Origin of the sequence: Bradyrhizobium sp. CCBAU 11386 (assembly GCF_028128955.1) — a bacterium.
Taxonomy (GTDB): domain Bacteria; phylum Pseudomonadota; class Alphaproteobacteria; order Rhizobiales; family Xanthobacteraceae; genus Bradyrhizobium.
Genome location: NZ_LBKA01000178.1, coordinates 1 through 21,039 on the forward strand (window position 1 = coordinate 1; position 21,039 = coordinate 21,039).

General features: G+C 57.7%; 17 protein-coding genes and 5 pseudogenes. 14 read left to right on the plus strand and 8 right to left on the minus strand.

Annotated elements, in window-relative coordinates; translation table 11 throughout:
* The first annotated feature begins 573 nt into the window (after nucleotides 1-573).
* The 3 genes from XI09_RS11780 to XI09_RS11790 all read left to right on the plus strand — a co-directional run bounded on the left by XI09_RS11780 (nucleotide 574) and on the right by XI09_RS11790 (nucleotide 2,713).
* Nucleotides 574-1,071: a hypothetical protein gene (locus XI09_RS11780; RefSeq protein ID WP_271566987.1), complete on the plus strand. Its 498-nt coding sequence runs from the start codon at nucleotides 574-576 to the stop codon at nucleotides 1,069-1,071.
* 128 nt (nucleotides 1,072-1,199) lie between these two features.
* The gene (locus XI09_RS11785; protein ID WP_271566988.1) at nucleotides 1,200-2,399 is read left to right on the plus strand and encodes an MFS transporter; all 1,200 of its coding nucleotides are present in this window, start codon (nucleotides 1,200-1,202) and stop codon (nucleotides 2,397-2,399) included.
* Complete coding sequence (locus XI09_RS11790) at nucleotides 2,387-2,713, plus strand: hypothetical protein (RefSeq protein ID WP_271566989.1); 327 nt, start codon at nucleotides 2,387-2,389, stop codon at nucleotides 2,711-2,713. Before XI09_RS11785 ends, XI09_RS11790 begins: the two co-directional genes overlap by 13 nt.
* Before the next feature lie 468 nt (nucleotides 2,714-3,181).
* Here XI09_RS11790 and XI09_RS11795 read toward each other — a convergent pair whose 3' ends face one another.
* Complete coding sequence (locus tag XI09_RS11795) at nucleotides 3,182-3,388, minus strand: cold-shock protein (protein ID WP_271566990.1); 207 nt, start codon at nucleotides 3,386-3,388, stop codon at nucleotides 3,182-3,184.
* A gap of 307 nt (nucleotides 3,389-3,695) precedes the next feature.
* Here XI09_RS11795 and XI09_RS11800 point away from each other — a divergent pair, with 307 nt between their 5' ends.
* On the plus strand, nucleotides 3,696-4,007 hold the full coding sequence (locus XI09_RS11800) for a hypothetical protein (protein ID WP_271566991.1): 312 nt from the start codon (nucleotides 3,696-3,698) through the stop codon (nucleotides 4,005-4,007).
* A 141-nt stretch (nucleotides 4,008-4,148) separates the two neighbouring features.
* Here XI09_RS11800 and XI09_RS11805 read toward each other — a convergent pair whose 3' ends face one another.
* Together XI09_RS11805 and XI09_RS11810 are read right to left on the minus strand one after the other, a co-directional pair.
* Nucleotides 4,149-6,188 carry a prolyl oligopeptidase family serine peptidase gene (locus XI09_RS11805; protein WP_271566992.1) on the minus strand — a complete coding sequence of 680 codons (2,040 nt, stop codon included), beginning with the start codon at nucleotides 6,186-6,188 and terminating at the stop codon, nucleotides 4,149-4,151.
* Nucleotides 6,189-6,406: 218 nt separating this feature from the next.
* Entirely contained in the window at nucleotides 6,407-6,805 is a 399-nt protein-coding gene (locus tag XI09_RS11810; RefSeq protein ID WP_271566993.1) for a hypothetical protein, read from the minus strand.
* Nucleotides 6,806-7,120: 315 nt separating this feature from the next.
* Between XI09_RS11810 and XI09_RS11815 the strand changes: the two genes are divergently transcribed.
* The gene (locus XI09_RS11815) at nucleotides 7,121-8,146 is read left to right on the plus strand and encodes an IS110 family transposase (RefSeq protein WP_271567001.1); all 1,026 of its coding nucleotides are present in this window, start codon (nucleotides 7,121-7,123) and stop codon (nucleotides 8,144-8,146) included.
* A 185-nt stretch (nucleotides 8,147-8,331) separates the two neighbouring features.
* Here the strand turns inward: XI09_RS11815 and XI09_RS46120 are convergent.
* Nucleotides 8,332-8,577 (minus strand): annotated as a pseudogene (locus XI09_RS46120) (hypothetical protein); the annotation flags it as partial.
* A gap of 506 nt (nucleotides 8,578-9,083) precedes the next feature.
* Here XI09_RS46120 and XI09_RS11820 point away from each other — a divergent pair.
* The 6 genes and pseudogenes from XI09_RS11820 (at nucleotide 9,084) to XI09_RS11845 (ending at nucleotide 14,640) form a co-directional block, all read left to right on the plus strand.
* The gene (locus tag XI09_RS11820; RefSeq protein WP_271566994.1) at nucleotides 9,084-9,371 is read left to right on the plus strand and encodes a hypothetical protein; all 288 of its coding nucleotides are present in this window, start codon (nucleotides 9,084-9,086) and stop codon (nucleotides 9,369-9,371) included.
* A gap of 261 nt (nucleotides 9,372-9,632) precedes the next feature.
* A complete protein-coding gene (locus XI09_RS11825; RefSeq protein ID WP_271567002.1) occupies nucleotides 9,633-9,965 on the plus strand; it encodes an avidin/streptavidin family protein in 333 nt (110 codons plus the stop codon).
* Between the two features lie 644 nt (nucleotides 9,966-10,609).
* Nucleotides 10,610-11,101: a hypothetical protein gene (locus tag XI09_RS11830; protein WP_271566995.1), complete on the plus strand. Its 492-nt coding sequence runs from the start codon at nucleotides 10,610-10,612 to the stop codon at nucleotides 11,099-11,101.
* A gap of 767 nt (nucleotides 11,102-11,868) precedes the next feature.
* Nucleotides 11,869-12,078 carry a hypothetical protein gene (locus XI09_RS11835; RefSeq protein WP_271566996.1) on the plus strand — a complete coding sequence of 70 codons (210 nt, stop codon included), beginning with the start codon at nucleotides 11,869-11,871 and terminating at the stop codon, nucleotides 12,076-12,078.
* Nucleotides 12,079-13,211: 1,133 nt separating this feature from the next.
* Nucleotides 13,212-13,837 (plus strand): annotated as a pseudogene (locus XI09_RS11840) (NUDIX hydrolase).
* Between the two features lie 326 nt (nucleotides 13,838-14,163).
* Entirely contained in the window at nucleotides 14,164-14,640 is a 477-nt protein-coding gene (locus tag XI09_RS11845) for an Lrp/AsnC family transcriptional regulator (protein WP_161533389.1), read from the plus strand.
* A 129-nt stretch (nucleotides 14,641-14,769) separates the two neighbouring features.
* Here the strand turns inward: XI09_RS11845 and XI09_RS11850 are convergent.
* Both XI09_RS11850 and XI09_RS11855 read right to left on the minus strand, forming a co-directional pair.
* Nucleotides 14,770-15,420 (minus strand): annotated as a pseudogene (locus tag XI09_RS11850) (trehalose-6-phosphate synthase); the annotation flags it as partial.
* A 324-nt stretch (nucleotides 15,421-15,744) separates the two neighbouring features.
* Entirely contained in the window at nucleotides 15,745-16,074 is a 330-nt protein-coding gene (locus tag XI09_RS11855; protein WP_271566997.1) for a hypothetical protein, read from the minus strand.
* Between the two features lie 530 nt (nucleotides 16,075-16,604).
* Here XI09_RS11855 and XI09_RS11860 point away from each other — a divergent pair.
* The gene (locus tag XI09_RS11860; protein WP_271566998.1) at nucleotides 16,605-17,081 is read left to right on the plus strand and encodes an Lrp/AsnC family transcriptional regulator; all 477 of its coding nucleotides are present in this window, start codon (nucleotides 16,605-16,607) and stop codon (nucleotides 17,079-17,081) included.
* Nucleotides 17,082-17,459: 378 nt separating this feature from the next.
* Nucleotides 17,460-18,293: a Crp/Fnr family transcriptional regulator gene (locus XI09_RS11865; protein ID WP_271566999.1), complete on the plus strand. Its 834-nt coding sequence runs from the start codon at nucleotides 17,460-17,462 to the stop codon at nucleotides 18,291-18,293.
* Between the two features lie 401 nt (nucleotides 18,294-18,694).
* On the opposite strand, the pseudogene XI09_RS11870 reads toward XI09_RS11865, so the two are convergent.
* Nucleotides 18,695-19,767 (minus strand): annotated as a pseudogene (locus XI09_RS11870) (IS630 family transposase).
* Nucleotides 19,768-19,947: 180 nt separating this feature from the next.
* Between XI09_RS11870 and XI09_RS11875 the strand changes: the two are divergent.
* Nucleotides 19,948-20,022, plus strand: a pseudogene (locus XI09_RS11875) (transposase); the annotation flags it as partial.
* Nucleotides 20,023-20,348: 326 nt separating this feature from the next.
* Here XI09_RS11875 and XI09_RS11880 read toward each other — a convergent pair.
* Complete coding sequence (locus tag XI09_RS11880; protein ID WP_333939077.1) at nucleotides 20,349-20,663, minus strand: transposase family protein; 315 nt, start codon at nucleotides 20,661-20,663, stop codon at nucleotides 20,349-20,351.
* Between the last annotated feature and the right edge of the window lie 376 nt (nucleotides 20,664-21,039).

Below are 21,039 nucleotides of genomic sequence, written 5' to 3' on the forward strand. Positions count from 1 at the left end.
TGCCCATCAAAGAATCACAAGCGATTCTGGCGACTCAAGTTTTTCGACTCACTGCACCTCAAAAAATGTGGGTAATCGTAAGCGTCAACGGAGGCGTACAGAAACGATGTAGACATTCCCGCAGCACCTGGTTGCAGGCGTCCCTGTTGTCGCGCCTGAAACCACCGACGTCTTGAACAAGACAGCCAGAGCCGCAACCACGTCCATAGCAGTGCTCAGTATGGCAGCGCTCAATAAAGAGAAGATCTTGCCGGCGTCCGCCAGAATGCTCTCACCATTTTTGAGCGGTGCGTTGGTGTGTGAGAACGTGCTAACGCTAGTCATGGCCTCGATGATGCGAACGCGACCGTAGCGATAAGATCGCGTCAGCGAGGGCAAAGATAGCTGAAGCGCGCAATCCGAGGTAGCGTGTTCAATGAGGAAGACAGCAGAAAAGCGGCCGCATCGTGGCCTCGTCGTGTAGCGAAATGGGTAGCTGGCCATCAACTCACCGACGAGCTCGCCGTAACTGCAACACTTCTATGAAAGCATGGGTTTCACATCGGCTGGAGAGCGGAGAAGACGGAAACCTCCGTGACCTGGCTAACCGTACACATGACTCCCGCGACATCGAGCCCTGCGGGCCTTATCGCCAATGCGGCGGGAACGATTAAGCCCTCAAGGGAAGTGGCGGATCGACTCCACGAGATCCGGACCGGATTGGAGAGCTCATCCGGCGTCCAATTTATCTCGCCCTCTGAAAACGTCGCAGACGAGGTGGTGTCAGTCTTGAGAACCCTTCATGATCCGGACTACTTTGATGCACTCCGGCTCAGGCCGCATCCACAAGAGCCAGAAATCACAGAGCTTGCCAGAAGATATGCCGCGCCCGGAAGGAGCCTCGGACGCTGGGGACTCCCCGAGCCGACGGTGGGGTATATCGACCCAAAGGCATGGAATAAGCTGAATTTCGAAACAACAAAGCCGGTTGTCGAGAAAAAACTCCTTGAAGGCGTGTATGATGCGGGGGTTGCTTACAGCAGAGCGGCGCTCGAACATCCCACAAGCTCGAGATCGTGCAGGAATCGGTGAGGTGGTGACGACGTGGCTGCTAAACGGCCCACGTCCCCACTACTCAGGTACGATCATCGCCAGCCTCTATCCTGAGTTGCATGACGTGCTGCCTTGAACATATCACAACAACATGAACGAGCACCGTCATGACCTCATCCCCTCCTGACGGACGAACGAAACTCGTCATTGCTGCTCTGACCATCGCTGCGTTCGCTATCGGACTGGACACGTTTGTCATCATTGGGGCGCTCGATGTAATCTCTCGTGATTTTGCGATTTCAACCGGCGCGGCGGGTTGGTTGATCTCGATTTACGCGCTCTGCTACGCCGTCTTCGCGCCGCTGAATGCCTGGATGTTCAAGGCCATGAGCGGCCATAACGTTCAGATTCTGTCCGTTTCGATCTTCATCATCGGTAACCTGATCTGCGCGATCGCTCCGAACTTCCTAACCCTTGCTGCAGGTCGCGTCATTTCGGCCTACGGCGCGGCGATGTTCACCCCGTCGGCTACCGCGCTGGCCGCGGAACTCCTGCCGCCAGCCCGCAAAGGGTTCGCGTTGTCTCTCATCTTTGGCGGCATGACTGTTTCACAGGTTGCCGGCGCACCTGCCACAAGTTGGATCGCAAATGCTATCGGCTGGCGCTTTTCATTCGGTTTCGTCGTCGTTGCCGGGCTTCTCGCATTGATAATCTTCGCCCCGATGATGTCCGGAATAGCTACCAAGGCGCCGGAGCGCGGAAACGGCCCGATCTCGAAAGGCCTCTCCAAGACCATCTACGGTATCCTTTCCGTGACGCTATTCGTCGTCGTTTCCGAGTTCATCGTTTACTCCTATGTGAGCGTCTTCATCATCGGTTCTCTGTTTGCCGGGGTGCCGCTGCTCTCAGCCGCACTCTTTGCCTACGGTTTCGGAGCCGTGATGGGAAACGCTGCATGCGGCGTTCTGACTGACCGTCTTGGCCCGTATAAAGTTCTCATCGCGGTTGTAGGCGCACAACTCATCCTGCTCGTAGGTTTGGTTGCGTTCGGACAGCATGGTGCCCTCACCGTGCTCATCGCCTTCTTTTGGGGTAACGTGAGCTACATGTATCTGGTCCCGATCCAGCACCGGCTTCTCGGTCTGGCCGGAGATAGGTCGAAGCTGGTGCTGGCAATGAACAGCTCGACCACCTTCGCGGGGATCGCCATTGGGGCTTTTCTCGGCGGCATCCTTGTCGAGACTAGCGGCGTCGCGTCTCTGGCTGCGGCATCGATCCTGATCGGTCTCATCGGCATCGGGCTGGCTGTTGCCTTCATGCGTGATGCAGCACCTGCAGAAGCCGCGACTGCAGCATGTCCGAGATGATATCGGTCAACGATCGAGTTATTGCCGTCCCAAAATTAAGAACGCTTGCGCACACCCGCGACAAGATTGTGAAGGAGATCGGAAGCCTCAAACGGCATTTCCGCAGCGTGCTAAGCATTTGGGCCGAAGCCGCACGCGTTCCGCCCTCTGACGAAACAACTAAGGGGCCCCCCCTGGCGCCTGCAAGGGCGATGCAGGCTCGCTTCAACCAATTGGAGGCGGAGATGGACGCCTTCAAGAGCCAGCCGGTCTACGACCCGGCAGATATGGCGGCGGGACTGCGGGAGGAACAATTGATTTTGCCGCATCCGTGACTGCTTGCGCAGCGACGTCGCCGGACGAGGGATCGATGATTGATCGAGGCAGCTCTCTTTGATCCGCGACGGCCTTTTCGAGCGCAGACAGGAATTGCCGCCCCTCTTCTGTAATTTCCCAGCCGAGAGCATCGGGAAGACAAACTTCGCCGAAAAGATTTTAAGATCCGGCGCGCGTCGGCCAACCGCTTCATGCGATCGGCCCAGTCATGGCCGCTGTTCATCGGATCTCCACGGCCCGTCGGACTTCGGCAACGGAAGCCCGCCTGGCGGGCTGGCCGGCCAGCACTTTCAGGAAGGTCAGCTGGAAGACACGTGCCGCGTCTCCGAGGGCTGTGCGGTTTGCGAGACAGCCTCATGGCAGGAAGAGGCGGTCGAAAGGCCAAACGCCCGGCGCGCCGTGACAAGGCATCGCCGGACAGGTGCGAGAACACGCTCTGCCGAGATCGAGTTCGGTGGCGAACCGGATCAGCCAACCCGGAGATCCTCAGCTGACATCTTGCCTGAACGCCCGGCCTTGAGCTGATAACTTACCCGGGCCCCCTCTTCGAGGGTGGTGCAACCGGCCTTTTCGACGGCACTGATGTGCACAAAGACATCGGGACTTCCGTCCTCAGGCCTGATGAACCCATAACCTTTGGTCGAATTGAACCACTTCACAATACCCATTGCCACGGCGGCATCTCCATAGTGAACCGTTGTGATCTAGCGAAGAGTCTCCCGGCAATCAAGACGGGCGGCAAGAGACGCCCGGCGTCGCTGCGCTGGTCACCTGCTCTTTTTTTGTCGCGTGGCTCTGGCTGCCGCCGCATTGTGCAAACGACAGAAAGCGCCCTCACGTCGACGACACTTCGCTTCGAGGCTTCAGGATCTGGATGACGTTTTGACCTTCGCTTCACTCGTCGCTCGCTTCGGCTTACAGAAGAGTTGCAGAGCCTCGAACACGCCGCGCTCATCCGGAGCCGAGCTAGAGCGGATAGGATTGATCGACGTTGAACAACAGGGCGGCCGTGAACTCCTTCGCGCGGCCTGGAGCAGGATTATCAATCCCCGCCATGCCTGCATGAAGCTACGTGACATGCTTTCTCAAGCACGAAGACAGTCGCAGGCCTGCGCTTTAGCTGTTCGCTTTTGGATGTCAGCCGCACGCCGGGCCATGTCGGATGAACAGGGGTCTGCCGAGACAATCCTCAAGGAAGCGCATCTGGCGACTTGCCGCCCGCTCGTCATGTTGTGTTTGGGAAGTTGCCAGGAAACCCGCTCGCCACCGGTGGAGGCTGTTCAAACCGGTTAGCTTACGCATCTTACATCGCGCCCGCCGGCGGCTCGTCAGCTCTCTCGCCTTGGGTTCGATGGATTCAGCTGAGCAACGTGAAGACGTTGAGATAACCAATGGTCTCTATTTTATCTGCTTCGATCAGCCCGTCCACCGAATTTACTCAGAACAGAGCCGCTTCGATGCATAGGTGTATTCAAGGGCCAGTTGACGCGCATATTCCATGAGATTGGCTGCGGCGCTGTGTCCCCCGTCGATGTTCTCGTAATAGAAGTAAGGCTGGCCCAGCGCGGCGAGCTTCGCGGCGGCCTTGCGGGCGTGCGCTGGATGCACGCGGTCATCCTTGGTGGAGGTAAGAATTAAGGGTGCGGGATAGGTCTTGCCCGCCATCAGCTTCTGGTAGGGCGAGTAGCCTTCGATCCAGGCACGCTGCTCGGCAATCGCGGGGTCACCGTACTCGCCGATCCAGGACGCGCCCGCGCCCAGTTGGGTGTATCGAAGCATGTCAAACAGCGGCACCTGGATGATCGCCGCGTTGAAGAGCTCGGGACGTTGGGTGATTGCGGCGCCAACGAGCAGGCCGCCCTGGCTGCCGCCAATCGCGCCTAGCCGGCGCGGACTTGTGATCTTCCGGCGGATCAGGTCCTCGGCAACGGCAATGAAATCATCCCACGTCGTCTGCTTCGTTGCCGCCTGGGCCGCTTGATGCCATTGTGGGCCAAACTCGCCGCCCCCGCGCAGGTTCGCAACGACCCAGGCATTGCCCTGTTCGAGCCATAGCCGCCCCACTGGTCCCAGATAAGAGGGCAAAAGCGGAATCTGGAACCCGCCATAGCCATAGAGAAGTGTCGGGATTGTGCCGTCAAACCTTGCGTTCTTCGGCCGCACCAGAAAATAGGGAATTGACGTGCCATCACGCGAAGTGGCTTCGAGCTGCTCCACGACATGGTTGGACGCATCGAAGGCAGAAGGTGTCTTCTTCAATTCCTCAAGGTTTTTGCTTTCGGCATCAAAATACCAGACTGACGTTGGTCTGAGATAGCTCGAGACAGCGAACATGGCCTGGTCCGCTTCATCGGAGGCTGACAGGCTGACATTTGTATGTTCCGGCAGCGGGATCGGCGTCGCCGACCAAGCTCCCTGATCGTACTTATAAACGAACGCTCTGCTCTGAACGTTCTCGAGGATCGTCATGATCAACAAATTCTTTGTGGCGCCTACCCCGCTCAGGGCCTGGCGGGGCCCTGGTTGGAAGACAAGCGAGGCTTTGGCGCGCCGCGGATCCTGTTTCCATTCGGCCAGGTCATACGAAATTAGCGATCCGGCGGCGAAGCTGATATCGCCGGGCGGCGTCCATTCTTCATCAAGCTTCACAAGCAGGCGATCACCCACTAGTCCGATCATCGCGGCCTTCTTCGGCAGATTGAGCTTGACGGGCCCATTGGGGCGGAAGATCACATACTCGGACTCGAAAGAGCTGATCACGCGGATCGCGCCGGTCGCATGAATATGACCCTCGCTGTCACAAAGCACGAAGGGCTGCGTGTCAACGTCGGTGGGCTCGCCACGAAAGATCTCTCGAGCCTCACTGAGCGGCTGAGCGCGTTTGAGCTCCTTCACGACAAAGGGGTAGCCGGCTTGTGTCAAAGTCCCCTCGCCCCAGTCCCGTGCAACAAGGAGCGTGTCACCATCGACCCAGCTGACGTGCTGCTTGCCCTCTGGGAGATAAAAGCCGTCCGCAACGAAGGTCTTGGCGTCGCAGTCGAACTCTCGTATGGACGCGGCATCCTTGCCGCCATCGGAAAGACTAATCAGGCAGAGGCGCCCTTCAGGCGGAAGGCAGCTGCCACCTTGAAAAATCCAATTCCTGTTCTCGGTGACGGCCAAGGCGTCCACGTCGAGGATGGTCTCCCACTGTGGGTCTTGGCTACGATAGCTCTCGAGCGTGGTGCGCCGCCAGACGCCGCGCACCTGGTTCTCGTCTTGCCAGAAATTCTCCAAACCGCGCCGCCCTAATGAAACATATGCGATCCGATCCTTCGCCTGCAGGATGGAGAGCGCCTGTTCGTAGAAGTGCCGATAGCGAGGATCTGACTGGAGCACCCTGAGCGTCTTCTCGTTCTCGGCGCGAGCCCAAGCCAATGCGCCTTGTCCTTCGATGTCCTCGAGCCAGAGGAATGGATCATTCGTCGTTGCCAAGGTCGTTCGCTCCTGTGAAAGCGCCGTGGACGTGGCTTGCAGTCGAAGGCAACACCGCCGAGAAGAGTGGTGGTGTATTCATGGACTTTCTCCCGATGAGATCGGCGGGCACGCTCGCACGCCTGGCGCGTCAAGCAGCAGCGGCGGAAAGCACGCAACGTATGACATAGCGCAGCTTGCGCCATGTTGCGGACCACTCACTGCAAACAGCGTGCCGGCTAAAGAGCCGCAAGTTTCAGCAGCTCCGGCTGCAGCACCATGTCCGCTTTCCGACACTGGTTGCCAAGCAGACACCGACAGCGTGGGGAACGACCAAAAGCTCGCTGGTGTCGACGCCACTTGCAGAAGCTTTTGAGATGCGGTTCTGCAACGCGAAAGGCCTGTGGTGCGAAGCTCGAAAAATTACGCACCGACGTCATCGCCACTAGACGGTACGGTGAAGGTGTGCCGTATCTGGCACCTCCCGAACCGCCTTTTGCCCACTTGAACGCCGTGCCGCCCATATCAACCATGCACTCATCGTGCATCATGCCGTCGGCTGACGGATATAGTCTTGGCAAGTCCTTATCGACCATGGGGCGGCTTGCATCCAGACTCTTCTCGGTGATGAGTTCCATCGTCCAGGCCAGCGTGATGTCCGATCGGGCCCGGCGGGCACCGCAACGTTGGCGCCGGCCGCAGTTGATTCCGGCATGACAAGAGCTTCGGATCAATGCTGCGCATCCCGTTTGATAACAATTTGACTGAAATGGACCCGCGGAGCGAGACCGCTTGAACGGGTTTGTTAGTTGGAAACTGACCGCTCCTGATCCCTTTCTATCACGCTGCCAGAGTCTCTGTCTGCTGCAGTTGCTGTGATGGGGTGGACGCCCCTCGACGGCATCGATGTGCCAAAGTGAAGGGTGTTGAACCGTCAGAAAGAGGAAGCGTCCGTGAACGAAGTTAGCACGATTGGACTAGACTTGGCGAAACATGTTTTTCAGGCACATGGCGCAGACGCTGGCGGCGTTGTTGTTTTCCGCAAACAGCTGCGTCGTGACAAAGTGCTGGCTTTCTTTGCTCAGCAGCCTGCGTGCCTGGTAGCGATGGAAGCCTGCGCCAGCGCCCATCACTGGGCTCGTGAGATTGGCAAGCTGGGTCACACAGTGCGTCTGATTCCACCGTCCTATGTAAAGCCCTTTGTGAAACGCCAGAAAAACGATATGGCCGATGCAGAAGCGATTTGCGAAGCAGCCCAACGCCCCACCATGCGCTTTGCCGCCGTGAAGAGTGAGGACCAGCAGGCGAGCGCGGTCGTGTTTCGCGCTCGCGATCTTTTGGTCCGGCAACGTACTCAGATCATAAACGCGTTGCGAGGTCACCTCGCCGAATACGGCCTGGTCGTTGCAAAGGGGGCGTCCAATGTCGCCGCGCTGGTTGAGCACGCGCAAGCTACCGGGAGCAGCGTGCCAACGGCGGCGCAACCGGCGCTCGATATCCTAGTCAAGATGCTGGCGGTGCTGGAAGAGCAAATCAAGCAACTCGATATTGAGATCGCGCGACGAGCCCGAGAAGAGGAAGTTGCTCGACGGCTTATGACAGTTCCTGGCATCGGCCCAATCACGGCGACAGCTCTGATGGCGCTAGCGCCTGAGCCTGAAAACTTCAAACGTGGCCGGGATTTCGCCGCGTGGTTGGGGTTGACGCCGCTGCAACGTTCCACTGGTGGAAGACAGAAGCTCGGCCAAATATCGAAAATGGGTGAGCGAACGCTGCGGCGTCTCCTCATCATCGGGGCGAGTGCGGTGGTGAAGCTGGCTCGCCGACGCGGTCCATCGCGAGGGGCATGGCTGGAGCGCATGCTCGCTCGTAAGCCGCCCATGCTTGTCGCCGTCGCTCTCGCCAACAAGATGGCTCGCACCGTGTGGGCTTTGATGGTCAACGGTGGGGTCTACAAAGCTCCGGTCGCAGCGGCTTAATCGCTTAGTCCGCCCGACCAGAGGTCGTCGAGGAGGTAGGAAGGTCAAACGGAAGGTACGGCGCAACAGTCGATGAGACGGGGTCGGGAAAACCAGTACATGCCCAAGTGCTTCCAAGTACGCCGCTGTGATTTGGACCTGATCCGCGAACTCCCATACGGGCCCGCGACATATGACGGTCGCAATCAAGGCCGGACAGATGTCAGCACCCGACTACGCGCAACACCTAATCGAAAGATTCTTCTTGCATCCACCGGGGCGTCCACAGATGGGCATGTGGTCAACGCGTCAGCGTTGTCCACCATGTCCACAGCCCTCGCGGCCTGCATCCGTTCGCGCCAAACCGCCATCGGCGTGCGATAGCCGTGCGCCTGATGAAGGCGACGATCGTTGTAGAAGGCGATCCAGCTCGCGACCCCTGCCTTGGCCTCGCGGCCGTCGGCATAGCCCTTGAGATGTCCTCATGCTTGAGCGACCGCCACAGCCGCTCGATGAAGACGTTGCAGCTGCACCCGGGGCCGGGAGCGACATTGAATGATCTCTTACCTATCCTTCTCGCCCGAGCCGATGGGGCCGCTGGAGGGACTGCATTGTGCGAGATTGTCGACCCGATCCCGGTAGGACGATTTCTCATGACGAAAAAAACAACAGCATCGGCTCTCAATGTTGTTGAGTCTCGCCGCAATAGCGGTTTGCCGGAAGTGCGCGGCGCATGCGCAAGGGCGCCGCGCAAGGTAAACAATTGTGCTTGCTCCGGACCGTAGCGATATAGGTCTTATCACCGGAAGAGCACGATCCTTGTGCGCTCAAAAATTGAATATGGAAAGTAAGACCATGACCACCTACCGCATTGATTGCGTCTAACCGATGAGCGGCATGAGCACATCATGGATGTCGGCGGCCCCAAGCCCGAAGGAGGAAAGTTGGCAGGGACAAGGTGGAAAACGTTGTCCGCGATATCGAGAACGAGCAGCACCGGTTCTACACGCAAAATGGCATTTCGACCGCTTGGGTTGCCGTGCGAAAAAGCTCGTCCGGACGCAAATTCATTCAGACCACGCAGATGGTCTCTGGAATGACAACTTGCTCGCCCTCGACGAGTGCTCGACCTAGTTCAACAGCATACGCCCGCGAGCGGTTTCTCATCGAGAAGCGCGTGGCAAAGCAATTCTCCAGCGCCGATCGCAAAGATAGTTGCGCAGATGCCAGCAAGATAACCGAGTAGCGGTCTCGGCGCGCGGTCAGCTAGGAATTGATGCGCGGGTAACGGCATCGGGGGCAAGAGAGCGTGCGAGGCGCCGCAATCCAACGCGACTTGGCGGATATGCGCCGGATTCCGTTGACGAATGCGAGATAAGAGCCGCGAACGTCACCTCAAGTTGTACAAAATTACATGATCTTTAAGCGACTCTTTTGGGGCTTCGATATGAAGAGACTTCTGGGACTTTTGCTGCTCGTCCAATCCCTGTTGTTTTCCGCTGAGGCCATGGCCCAAGGGCTTCCTGCTCCCTCATACTGGAAAAATGAACGAGGTTCGGAACTGTATATTTGGTCCGCCAATAGCGGGACAATACAAGGGATTTTCACAAACCATGCTCAAGGATTTGCGTGCCAGGGCATCCCGTATCCCGCATCGGGATCCCTTAGCCCGACCGGCTTGTATTTTGTTGTTACTTTTTCCCAGTGCAATTCCTTTACCCGCTGGGTTGGAAAAATTAAGGGGTCTCAGATCCCAACGTCTTGGACGCTGTTCTACGTTGATAAGAAAGGTAAGCTTAGCAGGCTGAAGGGCGCGGATATATTCACGCGCGTATGGTAGTTTTCGATCTTCTCGCAACGCAGGGACTTAGATTTGAAAATCGCTCTCGCGAGGTCGCATCCCAAATGGCGCGACTTGCTGAGCCGCGCCGGCGCCCGGATTTCGGCCTATTCTCCGCCCTCATAGAAGAGCTGGAGCGGCAGGCCGACCATCGCCTTACCGATCCAGTTCCCGAGCAATAGCTTTCGGCGATTCCGTGGCGACGGTTGCAGACACTTGGCTAATGCTTCGGTTCGAAGCGCGCTACTCTGCGCTGGCTATCCCAGAGCTCTACAGGGTCGTCTTCGGGGAGATCCTCAGCGCGTGCCTTGACGTCGTCCTCGGTGGCGCAAATTAGACCTATCGTCAGAAGATTTCGCCCTCGGATGCGAGGACAACCGCTCGAAATGTTTTCATCCGTCGGACTTACCACCTCTTTCCCGCCTTCATCTTTCCTGTTCAGAGCCTGTTGCTTTGCAGCGACAAACGAGGCGCGATCGGGTTGCGGAGGCACCACCATCGATGCAGCACAGCAAAGACGGAGCGGTGCGTCAGGCACGGATCTCACGAGACCATCAAGCTGCATTGAGAGCCGTGGTAGTACGTGAACAAGAATACGACATCGCGCACCCGCTATCTCCTAGGCTTTTCCCGAGATCATTTTCATGTCACCTATTCAGGCGATCAAAGATTGGTATGTGTCCCTGGACAACGAACTTCAATCGGACATCGCGTACATGTTCGTATCTCTGACCCTCGGTGATCGCCAGGTTGCTCCCGCTGCCGCTGTTCGAAGGCTGCTGCAATGGTTTGACGTGCGTAGTGCAGGCACGGAACACGAGGATGCTTTAGCTGCCGTCACGTTTCGGGCCTCATTCGAATACCTGTTTGCCGACCGCTTCACGAGCGCTGGCTGGATTTTTCCGGAGCAGATGTTCAAGGACGTGATCCGCGAGGCTGCTGAAGGTAAAGAGGCAAGCAAGATTGCAACGAGCGCATTCCGGCTACTGCGGGACCTTCCGGACCGGAAAACGAAATGGAAAGAGGCGGGTAACAAGTGGAATGCCCTAATCAACTCGACACTCAACGATGATGCGCTGAGGCAGTGGACACAAGATCAGTTCCTGGCGAGCGACTTCGGGCTGACGCAAGACTGAAAAAGCTCCTGCCCCATCACCTCCCGCCATCCTCGCGACGCTGCGCGTGCCAGCTCTGTCCGCGCTTTGCGCGAGGCGTCGGCATGACGCTGCTTGCAGGTCGATAACTGCAAGGTGCGGTTGACGCAATTGAGGGGGCTTGTTGACGACCAACGGAGCCGCAATCACTGAAGACAAGACGGCCAATCATTGAAGCTCGCCTGAACGGAAACACGTAGAGCAATCCGTCCGATGGCTCGGGGGCTCGAGAGACCAGAACAGGCAGTGCCGCCGAGCCAGCCGTCCCATGCATGAAACCAACAACTAACGTCCGCCATCGCAGACCGTGGCTATGATCATGCGGACTCGTGCTATGCCTCGGAGTTTCGCTGGCATGGCCCTGAAGACGGTTAAAGCCACTATGGCGGCAATTATGGAAATGGATACGATCACGCCATGCGCTCTGCTCTTGCGCCGCTGTAAACGATCGAAGCGGGCAAATGCCCTACTTTGAGTGCGTCTGTCCCAACCGAGAACAGTTCCTAGTCACACCTCCTGCTGAATTTACGTCGGTCCCGAGACAAGCGGCATGCGCGCGCAACTATCGCGGGTCGAGGCGCATACTGCTTGTCGGCGCAACTACCTGCGACCTGACCACCTGTTCGCAAGTGGACCTTCGCTCACCATAAAGCCGATTGAACAGAAAGACGGCAGGAGACAGCTCTTTGCGCCGATAATCGCCGAGACTGCAATGCTAAAGTTTGGCCTGCCAATTACACAGGACCAACATGGTCAGAAGCATTCGCAATACTGTCATGGTAGGAACTTTCCTCGCAGTCACAGCCGGCAACGCTAGCTGGGATTTCCTGAATAGCTATTTCGCCTGCACCCTCGCGCTCGCCGCGTCATTCGGTGCTGGTCTTTGGTTCGAGCGCGCCTTTATCAAACGCGCTCATCGCGAGATGACGCGCCTTCACGGCGCGGATTGGCGCGTCTGAGACCGCTAATCTAGCTGGCTCGCGTTTGCAAAAGGATCCGCCAACCGCCAAGGCAAACGAATGATAGTCGATCACATCAGCGCGAGCCTAGCCAGGCTCGAGGGGCTCCATCCAGAAGTGTTCGACTTGCCCGGTCTGCTGGGGGCGTCCGCTTGTGATCTTGGCCATCACAGGGACGTGGCGCCCTTCTTTGCGAGGAGTGCGAAAGCTTCGGTATGGTGATCGCCACCAGGCCTGCAGCTCACAGCAGGAGGTGACGAACATCTCGAACGGCGCAATTTAAGGCGGACGATACCACGGGAGACCAACAAAGCCCGGCTGCGAGACATTCCTGGCTTGGAACAGGCGCCAGAATCTCACCTCGAAACGCACGAAAGCGCCTATGGACTTCTTCTATAAGCTAAAAAACGGATCGCCTCTTCATAAGATTCGGGACAACGGTACCGAGTGCGTCAGCATCATGCCGATAGCAGAAGGGAGTCGATGCAATCCGCCGATTCCAACGCGTTGCTCACGATGCGATCGCCTACGCCAACGACGAGTACAAGGCAATCCCACACGAAACACACGGTTCGGCGTGAGGATGTTTGACGTCGTGGTAATCTAGAAAGTTTCGCCTTAAGAGGGCTGCCCCCGGTTGGCATAGCTGGTTCAAAAGATAGCTATTTGACTGGAGTGTGCTCAGGAACCGGTCCCGACCATGGGGCAAAGAAGACGACAAATGCCTTCTCAAGCTCGTCGTATCGTGAAACCGCAAAGCGGATTTCCATTCTACTCGAGAGAAGCGAAAACGCCGTCGGCCGACGGCTCAGTGCATTGCGAGAGCGATACGTAAAGTCGAAGGCGATGAGCACGCCGCGGAGTCCTACGCTGAGCAGCGATTGCGGACTAGGTCCGCGTCACTTAGCGCAACGCAAGACAAGACCGTGATTGCGTGTGAAAGGTCCGTCGATGCACCGATGAAGCGAGAGTCGCAGCCGCTGCTCAGGCTTACCATTCAAATTCGCTGCACTATTCCTGACGGTCATGCGAGAAATCGTTTGTTTTCAGCGCGCTCACGACGCGGTTCGCCGTCTCTCGGCAAGAACAAAAGATATCGAATTTGCGCTCTTGATTGGAAAGCGCAGTGCAATATGAAATCGTTCGACGATGTTACCAGACGGAATATCGCGGCGGCGTGCGCGAGCTTCAGGCGCCTGCCGCAGAGTGCAGGACCGGACCGACTCACGCGTACAGCGGTGGCAATCGTGCTGACCGCCTCTGGCGAGGGCCACGACATCGCCTTTCTCCTCACATTGCGCGCGTCAAGATTGCGCTCGCATCGCGGCCAGTGAGCTCTGCCCGGCGGACGCTGCGACGAAGGCGAGACGCCGGTCGAGGCGGCACGGCGAGAACTTGAGGAGGAGCTCGGGTTGGGGCTTGCGGGTGATGCAATGCTCGGCATGCTCGACGATTATCCGACACGCTCCGGCTATCTGATCACGCCCGTTGTCGTATGGGTTGCTGATAGCGCCGCTATGGCGCCGAACCCGCATGAGGTCGCCTCCGTCCTCCACATTGCGCTTCATACAATCGAACGTGAGGACGCCTTCGACTTCGTCACCATTCCCGAAAGCGAGCGGCGCGTGATCCCCTTTCATCATCGGGGGAGCCTGATCTACGCCCGACAGCGGCCCTAATCTGTCAGTTCCGCGAGATTCTGGCTGGGCGCGCAACCCGCGTTAGCGATTTGGAACAACCGATCGTCGCCTGGGAGTAAAGGCACTTTGCGCTGACACTTGGCATGGCGGCTCTCCGATCGTGCCGCGCACAGTGTGCGCCCTTGAGCTTGCCGCAACCGAGCCGTCGAGAATGTGGCGAACGCCCGGGGCGATGAGGGCGCCGCTCGCAGCGTCGCGCAAGAGTTGACTGATCTCACCTACTCCGTTGCGCCGGCGTTCATCGTGGCTACTCATGGCCCTCGTCTTTCCCGGAGAGCCTCCCGTTCATTTGTTGAAAACATCCCTGAATCTGGGATAGTCTTGGACGAATTCCTGCGCCGCGAGGCCATTTCGCGGTTAAATTCACCTCAGGTGGGTTCCGGTTATGCAGTACGATCGGATAGATGCCCGCATCCTCGAGATCGTGCAAAAAGACAACCGTCTCACGTCTGAAGCAGTCGGCGAGCTGGTCGGGCTTTCTGCCACAGCGTGTCAGCGGCGACTAAAGAGGCTCCGTTCTGAACGCATCATCGAGGCCGATATCTCGATAGTTTCGCCGAAGGCGGTAGGCAGACCTATTCAAATGCTTGTGCTTGTAAGTCTGGAGCGGGAACGTGCCGATATAATCGACAAATTCAAGAAGGCCGTTAGATCGTCAGTTGAAGTCGTCAACGGCTTCTACGTCACCGGCGATGCGGACTTTGTCCTTTACGTTACCGCCCGCACCATGGAGGATTATGAGGAGTTCACCCGGAAATTTTTCTATGTGAACCCTGACATAAAAGGCTTCAAGACGATGGTCGTGTTGGATCGTATAAAAGCGGGCTTTGCCGTACCAGTCGAGACTCCTTCGGAGGACTGACTACGGATTAAGGTTTTTCACACCGCGGATCGATGCGTTTACCCTTCTGCGCAAGCGCTTAATGACGCGCAGGCTCATCACTCTGAACACGTCTGAGACACTACCAAGAAGAAACTACCGAAGCGCCGTTTACGGGTACGGAACGACGCGTTGGCTGCATTGTTCCCGTTCCGGTGTCACGACGCCGACATGCGCAGCGCGGTAGAGACGTGCGAGCGCAGCCTGGCTGAACGAATCGTTCTTGTAGTGGATCGGGCTCCACTCGTCTGTGCCATGCTCGGTATTGACCTGGTTGATAGCGGTCTGCACGTCGTCTCTATATTTTTGGTACTCTTCGACGTCGGCGCGTGAGGACGGGTCGATTTGCAACAGCGAGATGCTCTGCGGCTCCTTCGTTAAAAGCTGATTGAACGCTTCGACCCGTTTATCGATGCCTTTCGTGTAGTCGAGCCGGTCTACGCCGATGGCAAACTTGGCGCCTTGGAAGTTTTGCAATAGTGACGAGACTTTTTCTTGCTCTGCGGGAGAGAGGTCTTGCGCAAGATACTCTGCGAACTGCTCGGGATCGATACCGATTGGGAACTTTTGAAGTCGCGTCTGGCCACGTTCTGTGGTCACAATGCCATCATTGCCCTCCAGCGCGAAATGGGTTCGAAGGCAGGCCAGGAAATTGTTCAGATCCCGGTTCGTCTGAAAGCCGAGGAGATCGTACTTCAGCATCGATTTCATCAGTTCGCGATGGTTGGGTACGCACTCTATCATGTCGGGTGTGGGCCACGGCGTATGGAGGAAAAGCCGGTTGGCCGCTCAATGCCCAGGTCATGCAGATCGGCCCCAAGCGGGAGTAGATGATAATCATGCACCCGTCGAAAGCCGCGCGCGCGATGAAGTCGTTGATCCTTCGATAGCTGCCATAATCCTCGTCCGAGCCCGACATCCGGTCCGGCAGGGAGTGCAATGCTGGCCACAGCGTTGAATTCGAATAACCCCGAAAGTAGCCAGGATGGTCCGCGACCGGCAGATCGAGCCTGGCGACGTGGCCTGCACCAGTCGGCACCAGTGGCAGGGGCCGATCGATCCCGTCGCCGCGGGTCTCCGAAGAGCCTATCCAAACCGCGCCGGAACGTTCCACCACCGGATCGAGGGCCGCGGCGAGCCCGCCGGTCTGGGTTTATTGGGGTCGAAGGGTGCAACGCGGTTCGAAATGACGACAAGCTTCAAATCGGATTGCTGGTTGACGGCATCAAGGCGATCCTCCACCTCGTCCGATACACTAGGATCGGAAGGACCTGCACTAGCTTGTTGCTCTTGCGGTCTCTCGTCCAGGTGCTGGTCAAAGGCCGCATGGCCTATGGTTTCATCTTGCTGGGTCGCGCCTGATGTGCTGCTGGAATCCAACGTTGCGGTGTCGAGCGTGTCATGGATTCGAACCATCACGTAACTCCGTTTGACGATGTTTCCGTTCGATGCAGTCGCAGATCAGCCCCGAGATGTCTCCACCACGTCAGGATGGCAGGTCTAGCTTTCGAGAAGCTGACCGGTCGAGCAAAATGGTCGGATTGCTGCATCCATCCAGGACTTCGAGGCGGTCGTGGCGGATGAGGCGACGAGATGTCGGATTAAGGCAAGACCACGTTTGGCTTCATCGACTTGATGAGTGCATGCAGAGCGTTGTCGTCTTAGGCGGCGACGCACAAAAGGCTCGATCGCGTTTCGGCTCCGCTTTGGTTCACATCTTTGTCGAAAACGAAGGCCCGGATCTCATCCGATAGGCCGGCTTTGCGGCTTCGCTCCCTGCCGCGCCGCAGAATGCCGACGGCAAGGCCCCTCATCCCTACTTTGATCAAAACCCATCCAAGTTGGGCCTTTGTCACGGAAGATTTCCTCGTATTTTTCACCCTCGATGGTTTCCTGCGCGGAGTGGTCATCTGGCGGCGAAATTCATCTCAGGCTGGAGGTGGGCTATGCAGTACGACCGGATAGATGCCCGCATTCTTGAGATCGTGCAAAAGAATAACCGTCTGACTTCAGATGTGATTGGCGAGATGGCCGGGCTTTCTCCTACCGCATGCCAACGACGGTTAAAGAGGCTCCGCTCGGAGGGCATCATCCAGGCCGACGTGTCGGTTGTATCGCCGAGGGCGGTCGGACGACCTATTCAAGTGCTTGCACTGGTGACCTTGGAGCGGGAAAGCGCCGATATCATCGATAGGTTTAAAAAAGCCATCAAATCATCAATCGACGTCGTCAACGGCTTTTACGTCACGGGCGATGCCGACTTCGTCCTGTACATTACCGCGCGGTCCGTGGAGGAGTACGAGGAGTTCACGCGGCGCTTCTTCTACGAAACTCGCGACATCAAAGGCTTCAAGAGCATGGTCATATTGGATCGCGTAAAGGTTGGATTTGCTGTTCCGGTTGAGCTTCCCCCAGACGATTGATTGCACCGATACGTGCGATCGTCTCGCGCCCGCAATCGAGGTGTTGACCTGACCGTTCCACTCTCCGGGGGCTTTTTGGGATCGCAATCAGCATAGCAAGAGAAGACGCACATAGAGCCCGGTCATACGGCAATGTCGTGGACGCCATCATCGTATCGCTGGCGACAAGGTGCAAAAGCAAGAATGGGGCGCGTTGAGGCGCGAGCGCCTCTATTCGCTTGGTCGAAATTCGTCGAAGACAGGCCCATCAACGCGGGATTTGGGCGCCGCTGAGTTGCTCGTTGCATCAATCAAGATGAAAAGGGTGCTATAGTCGTAATCACGTTCTCGTTACGGTCAGGCGCAGGCTAGCAAAAGCCTCCTGCCAGGGGAGGGACCATGACCGACCGCGTGCCCGCCGTCGTCGAAGTGTTTGACTGCTCTCAAGATCGTGCTCTCAAGCAGCTGCCCGGCACACGACAGGAGCATCAGCGTTCTTTTCCGGTGCGTCCCGCGAAGCGGCCGTTTGTGAAGAACGTAATCTTGGCGCGTCTTCCTATCCAACAGCTTGTGGCAATAGGGGAGTGCCTCGAGCCGGTCGTCTTGAAAGAACGGATGGTTCTGCAAGAGCCAAAAAGGCCGGTCGAGCACGTCTATTTTGTAGAGAGCGGCCTCGTCTCGCTCAGAGTTGTTGCCGCGGGCAGTATGCTCGAAACGGCAGTCATAGGCTATCGGGGCGTGGTCGGCACTTCTTTCTTGTGGGGAGGACATCTTTCAACCCATCAATCTGTCGTCGTCTTCCCTGGAAGCGCGCACAGAATTCGCGTCGAGGATCTTCGTCGGATCATGAAGGTGCATCCCGAGATCAGAGACCATCTGTTTGAGTACGTGCAAGCGCTGACATTTCAGTGCGTCCAGACAGGATTGTGCGGGGTTCGGCACCATCGTGAGCAGCGCCTTGCGAGCTGGATTTGTCTTGCTAGTGAAGCTGTTGACGCCCGCGTGCTGCCAGTCACCCACGATTACCTTTCCTCAGTGCTGGGACTGCGCCGCGCCGGGGTGACCGAAACCTTGATCCGCTTCGAGGAGCAAGGGCTGATTCGCAAGATGCGGGGCGTCTTGCAGATCGATGAACACAAATTGCTCGAAGAGAAAGCATGCTGTTGCTACAAGCTCGTCTCAGCTGCCTATGCCTCATCAGTCCGCACTCTCGGCGAAGAACAGGCGAGCTAGCAACTCGCGACTGGCGTTCTGCGTCCTCTCGGTTCTTGTGACGCGAAGTTGAGGCAATTCCCCCTGGGAAAGGCCACACCGTCACGAATCAATCGTTCCCCTTGCGCCGTGTAGCTGGCGGTGGGTAACCGATCGCCGGCGATACCCGGGTTGGTCAGCTTGCGATTGTCGCAACGCGGACGGGTCATCGGTCAGCCGCGCGATGCGGTCGGGCGATTAAGGGGCACGCTGGACAACCGGTCCCGCGTTCCGCTCGAGCAGGATCGCTGGATGGGCGCAAGAAGTCGGAAAGGTACTGAGCGCGACATCCACATTTCGTCAACTCGGTATGCTGGAAAGCCGGGGAACCGCCGGCGGATTTAAACAACGACTTGTCCTTGTAGCGGGCCTAGTATCCGGAATTAGAGCTGAGTGATACGGCGATCTTTGAAGTGGCGTTGACGGACTTTTTTCTTGGTCCAGACGAAGGGCTCGGCTTTGTCGTTGTACGCGTTGACGTAGGCATCGATGTGTTCCGGGGGGGGTGAAGCTGCTTGAGGCTTGTAAAGGAGGTGCCGCTAAGTGACTGCCCCTGCAAGATCGAAAACCATACCTCAACCTGATTCAGCCAGGACGCGCTTGTCGGCGTGAAATGAAATTGGACGTCGGGGTGGGCCTTCAGCCAGTCCTCGTTCTTCTTGTGGGTGTTGAGGTTGTCGAGGATGACGTGTAGCTGGCGGTTCGGAAAGGCGGCGGTGAGGCTGTTCATGAAGTCGAGAAACTCGACGCGGCGACGGCGTTTTGAATGCGTTGCGATGATCTTTCCGGTGGCGACTTCGAGCGCCGCAAACAATGTTGTGGTGCCATGCCGCTTGTAATCGTGGCTCTGACCGGTCAAGGCGCGGCCATTGGGCAGCTTCAGATAACCCTGCGCTCGCTCCAAGGCCTGGATCGAGGGCTTCTCGTCCACGCATAGCACAATGGCCTTCGCAGGTGGGGCGACGTAAAGGCCAACAACATCGGCAGCTTTGGCCGTAAAGTTCGGGTCGTTGCTCTCACACCAGGACTTGCGAGCCGCGAGGTCAATCTTGTGGCTGCGCAGGAACCGCCAGACATATTGGACGTCAACATCGCCTAGCGCCCTGGCCAGCAGAGGGCCGGTCCAGCGCGCAAATCCTTGCGGGGGCGGCTTATCCAGCAGCTTCAGAATCCGCTTGTCGGTCGTCTTCGTATAGATCGGCTGCTTGCCAGGCCGCGGCTTGTCTTGCAGCCCTTCAAGGCCTTGGTCGGCATAGCGATGCCGCCAAAGGCTGACAATCCGCGGTTGGACCCCAACTTCCTTGGCAATCGACCGGGTGCTACGCCCGTTCGCCGCCAAAAGCACTATCCGCGCCCGCTTCAAATGGCGCTGCAACGCCACCGGTGAGCGACAACACGCCTCGAGCACCTTGCGATCTTTCTTCGAAAGGTGGACTTCTCTTGCTTCGGGTATCATCCCGACACCTTGAATCACGACTCACGTTCTAAGAAAAGTGGGTACTAGAGGCCTCGAACGGGCCCTTAAGGTCACCAGTATCCGCACGCGCTCGTAAGACCGATCCTCCATTTTGTCTTGTGTTCTCGCAGACCTCGGCTGGAGACTGTTGATGCGGCAAACGGCCGTTCGGTGATCGCACAGGTGCTAGCCTATCTCGGCCGCTATACCCATCGCGTTGCAATAGCAAACAGCCGGCTCTCGCGAGCCAGGGATCCTGATCCCATTCAAGACTAACGGAGATCGTCGATTTGCACGGAAATCTCGGCAGTCGGGGACGACGCGTCACCGGCGGCAGATGATTGAGGAACTCCGCCGCTGAATAATGAAAAATAGACGATCTTCAGTGCCTTCGCGCGCGCAACGTATTGCGGAATCCAATTGAATGCGCCGCGAGCGGTGACATGACCGATTTGCACTCAAGAAGTCTGCCGATAGTCTTTCAAAGCCTGGGCAAATTCACGGTCGCACTTGTCTCTATGACGAGCCTGTCATCAGGGGCGGTCAGCAGCCTTCTATGTAGCAAGTATTTTTTCGCTGCTCTACGCTGGCTCCCCACGACTGCTGAATAGTTGTTGAACTAACCCGTTTCCTGCCTTTTCTATCCATCCCCGTCGCCGATCGCTTGCTGCGATTGGCTGTGGCCGCACCGTTGCCGGTAGCCGCTCAGTGAATATCCGACGCGGGCATTGCGGATTCGCGCATCGAAAGCGTCGCGCCTGAAGCCGGATTTCGACAACCCGCCCCTGCCATGGCAGATCGGCTAAGCGTCGCTCGTAATGGCTGTGGACGCGACCCGTCTGGCCGCCGCAACAGGGGCAGAGCGAGACCGCCGACTTCGGCCGAGCCACGAGCACCCCCCTGTCGGCCTGGGGAAGGTTCTGGACAATCGAACGTTCGGGGGAAACCAGTGAGCGGAAGGCATGGAGCAAAGCGAATTACGGGCGTCGACTGCGATTCCGACCTTATGCTCTTATTCGCACTGTTCGTGAATCCTGCACCCTGCACCAAATGTGCGGAAGAACCCCTGATTGCCGCGCGGCAGGCGGCCTTGCGTCACGGCGTTACCTATTGCTGGCGAAGCGTGGCACCCACGTCATGATGTGGCTGATTTCGCCTGCGGCGCCGGCAGTCGAACTCAATCGGCTGGCCTCGTGCGGGGCGGGGCGCGCGTACACCGGCTCGGCGGGCAAGATCACCAATTGCCAGATCGGAGTGTCGGCCAGAGCCCCC

Coding starts and splice junctions, on each gene's coding strand:
- XI09_RS11785 (WP_271566988.1), top strand. CDS start 1,200: ATGACCTCATCCCCTCCTGACGGACGAACGAAACTCGTCATTGCTGCT.
- XI09_RS11790 (WP_271566989.1), top strand. CDS start 2,387: ATGTCCGAGATGATATCGGTCAACGATCGAGTTATTGCCGTCCCAAAA.
- XI09_RS11810 (WP_271566993.1), bottom strand. CDS start 6,805: ATGGAACTCATCACCGAGAAGAGTCTGGATGCAAGCCGCCCCATGGTC.
- XI09_RS11825 (WP_271567002.1), top strand. CDS start 9,633: ATGGCCCAAGGGCTTCCTGCTCCCTCATACTGGAAAAATGAACGAGGT.
- XI09_RS11830 (WP_271566995.1), top strand. CDS start 10,610: ATGTCACCTATTCAGGCGATCAAAGATTGGTATGTGTCCCTGGACAAC.
- XI09_RS11835 (WP_271566996.1), top strand. CDS start 11,869: ATGGTCAGAAGCATTCGCAATACTGTCATGGTAGGAACTTTCCTCGCA.
- XI09_RS11845 (WP_161533389.1), top strand. CDS start 14,164: ATGCAGTACGATCGGATAGATGCCCGCATCCTCGAGATCGTGCAAAAA.
- XI09_RS11855 (WP_271566997.1), bottom strand. CDS start 16,074: ATGGTTCGAATCCATGACACGCTCGACACCGCAACGTTGGATTCCAGC.
- XI09_RS11860 (WP_271566998.1), top strand. CDS start 16,605: ATGCAGTACGACCGGATAGATGCCCGCATTCTTGAGATCGTGCAAAAG.
- XI09_RS11865 (WP_271566999.1), top strand. CDS start 17,460: ATGACCGACCGCGTGCCCGCCGTCGTCGAAGTGTTTGACTGCTCTCAA.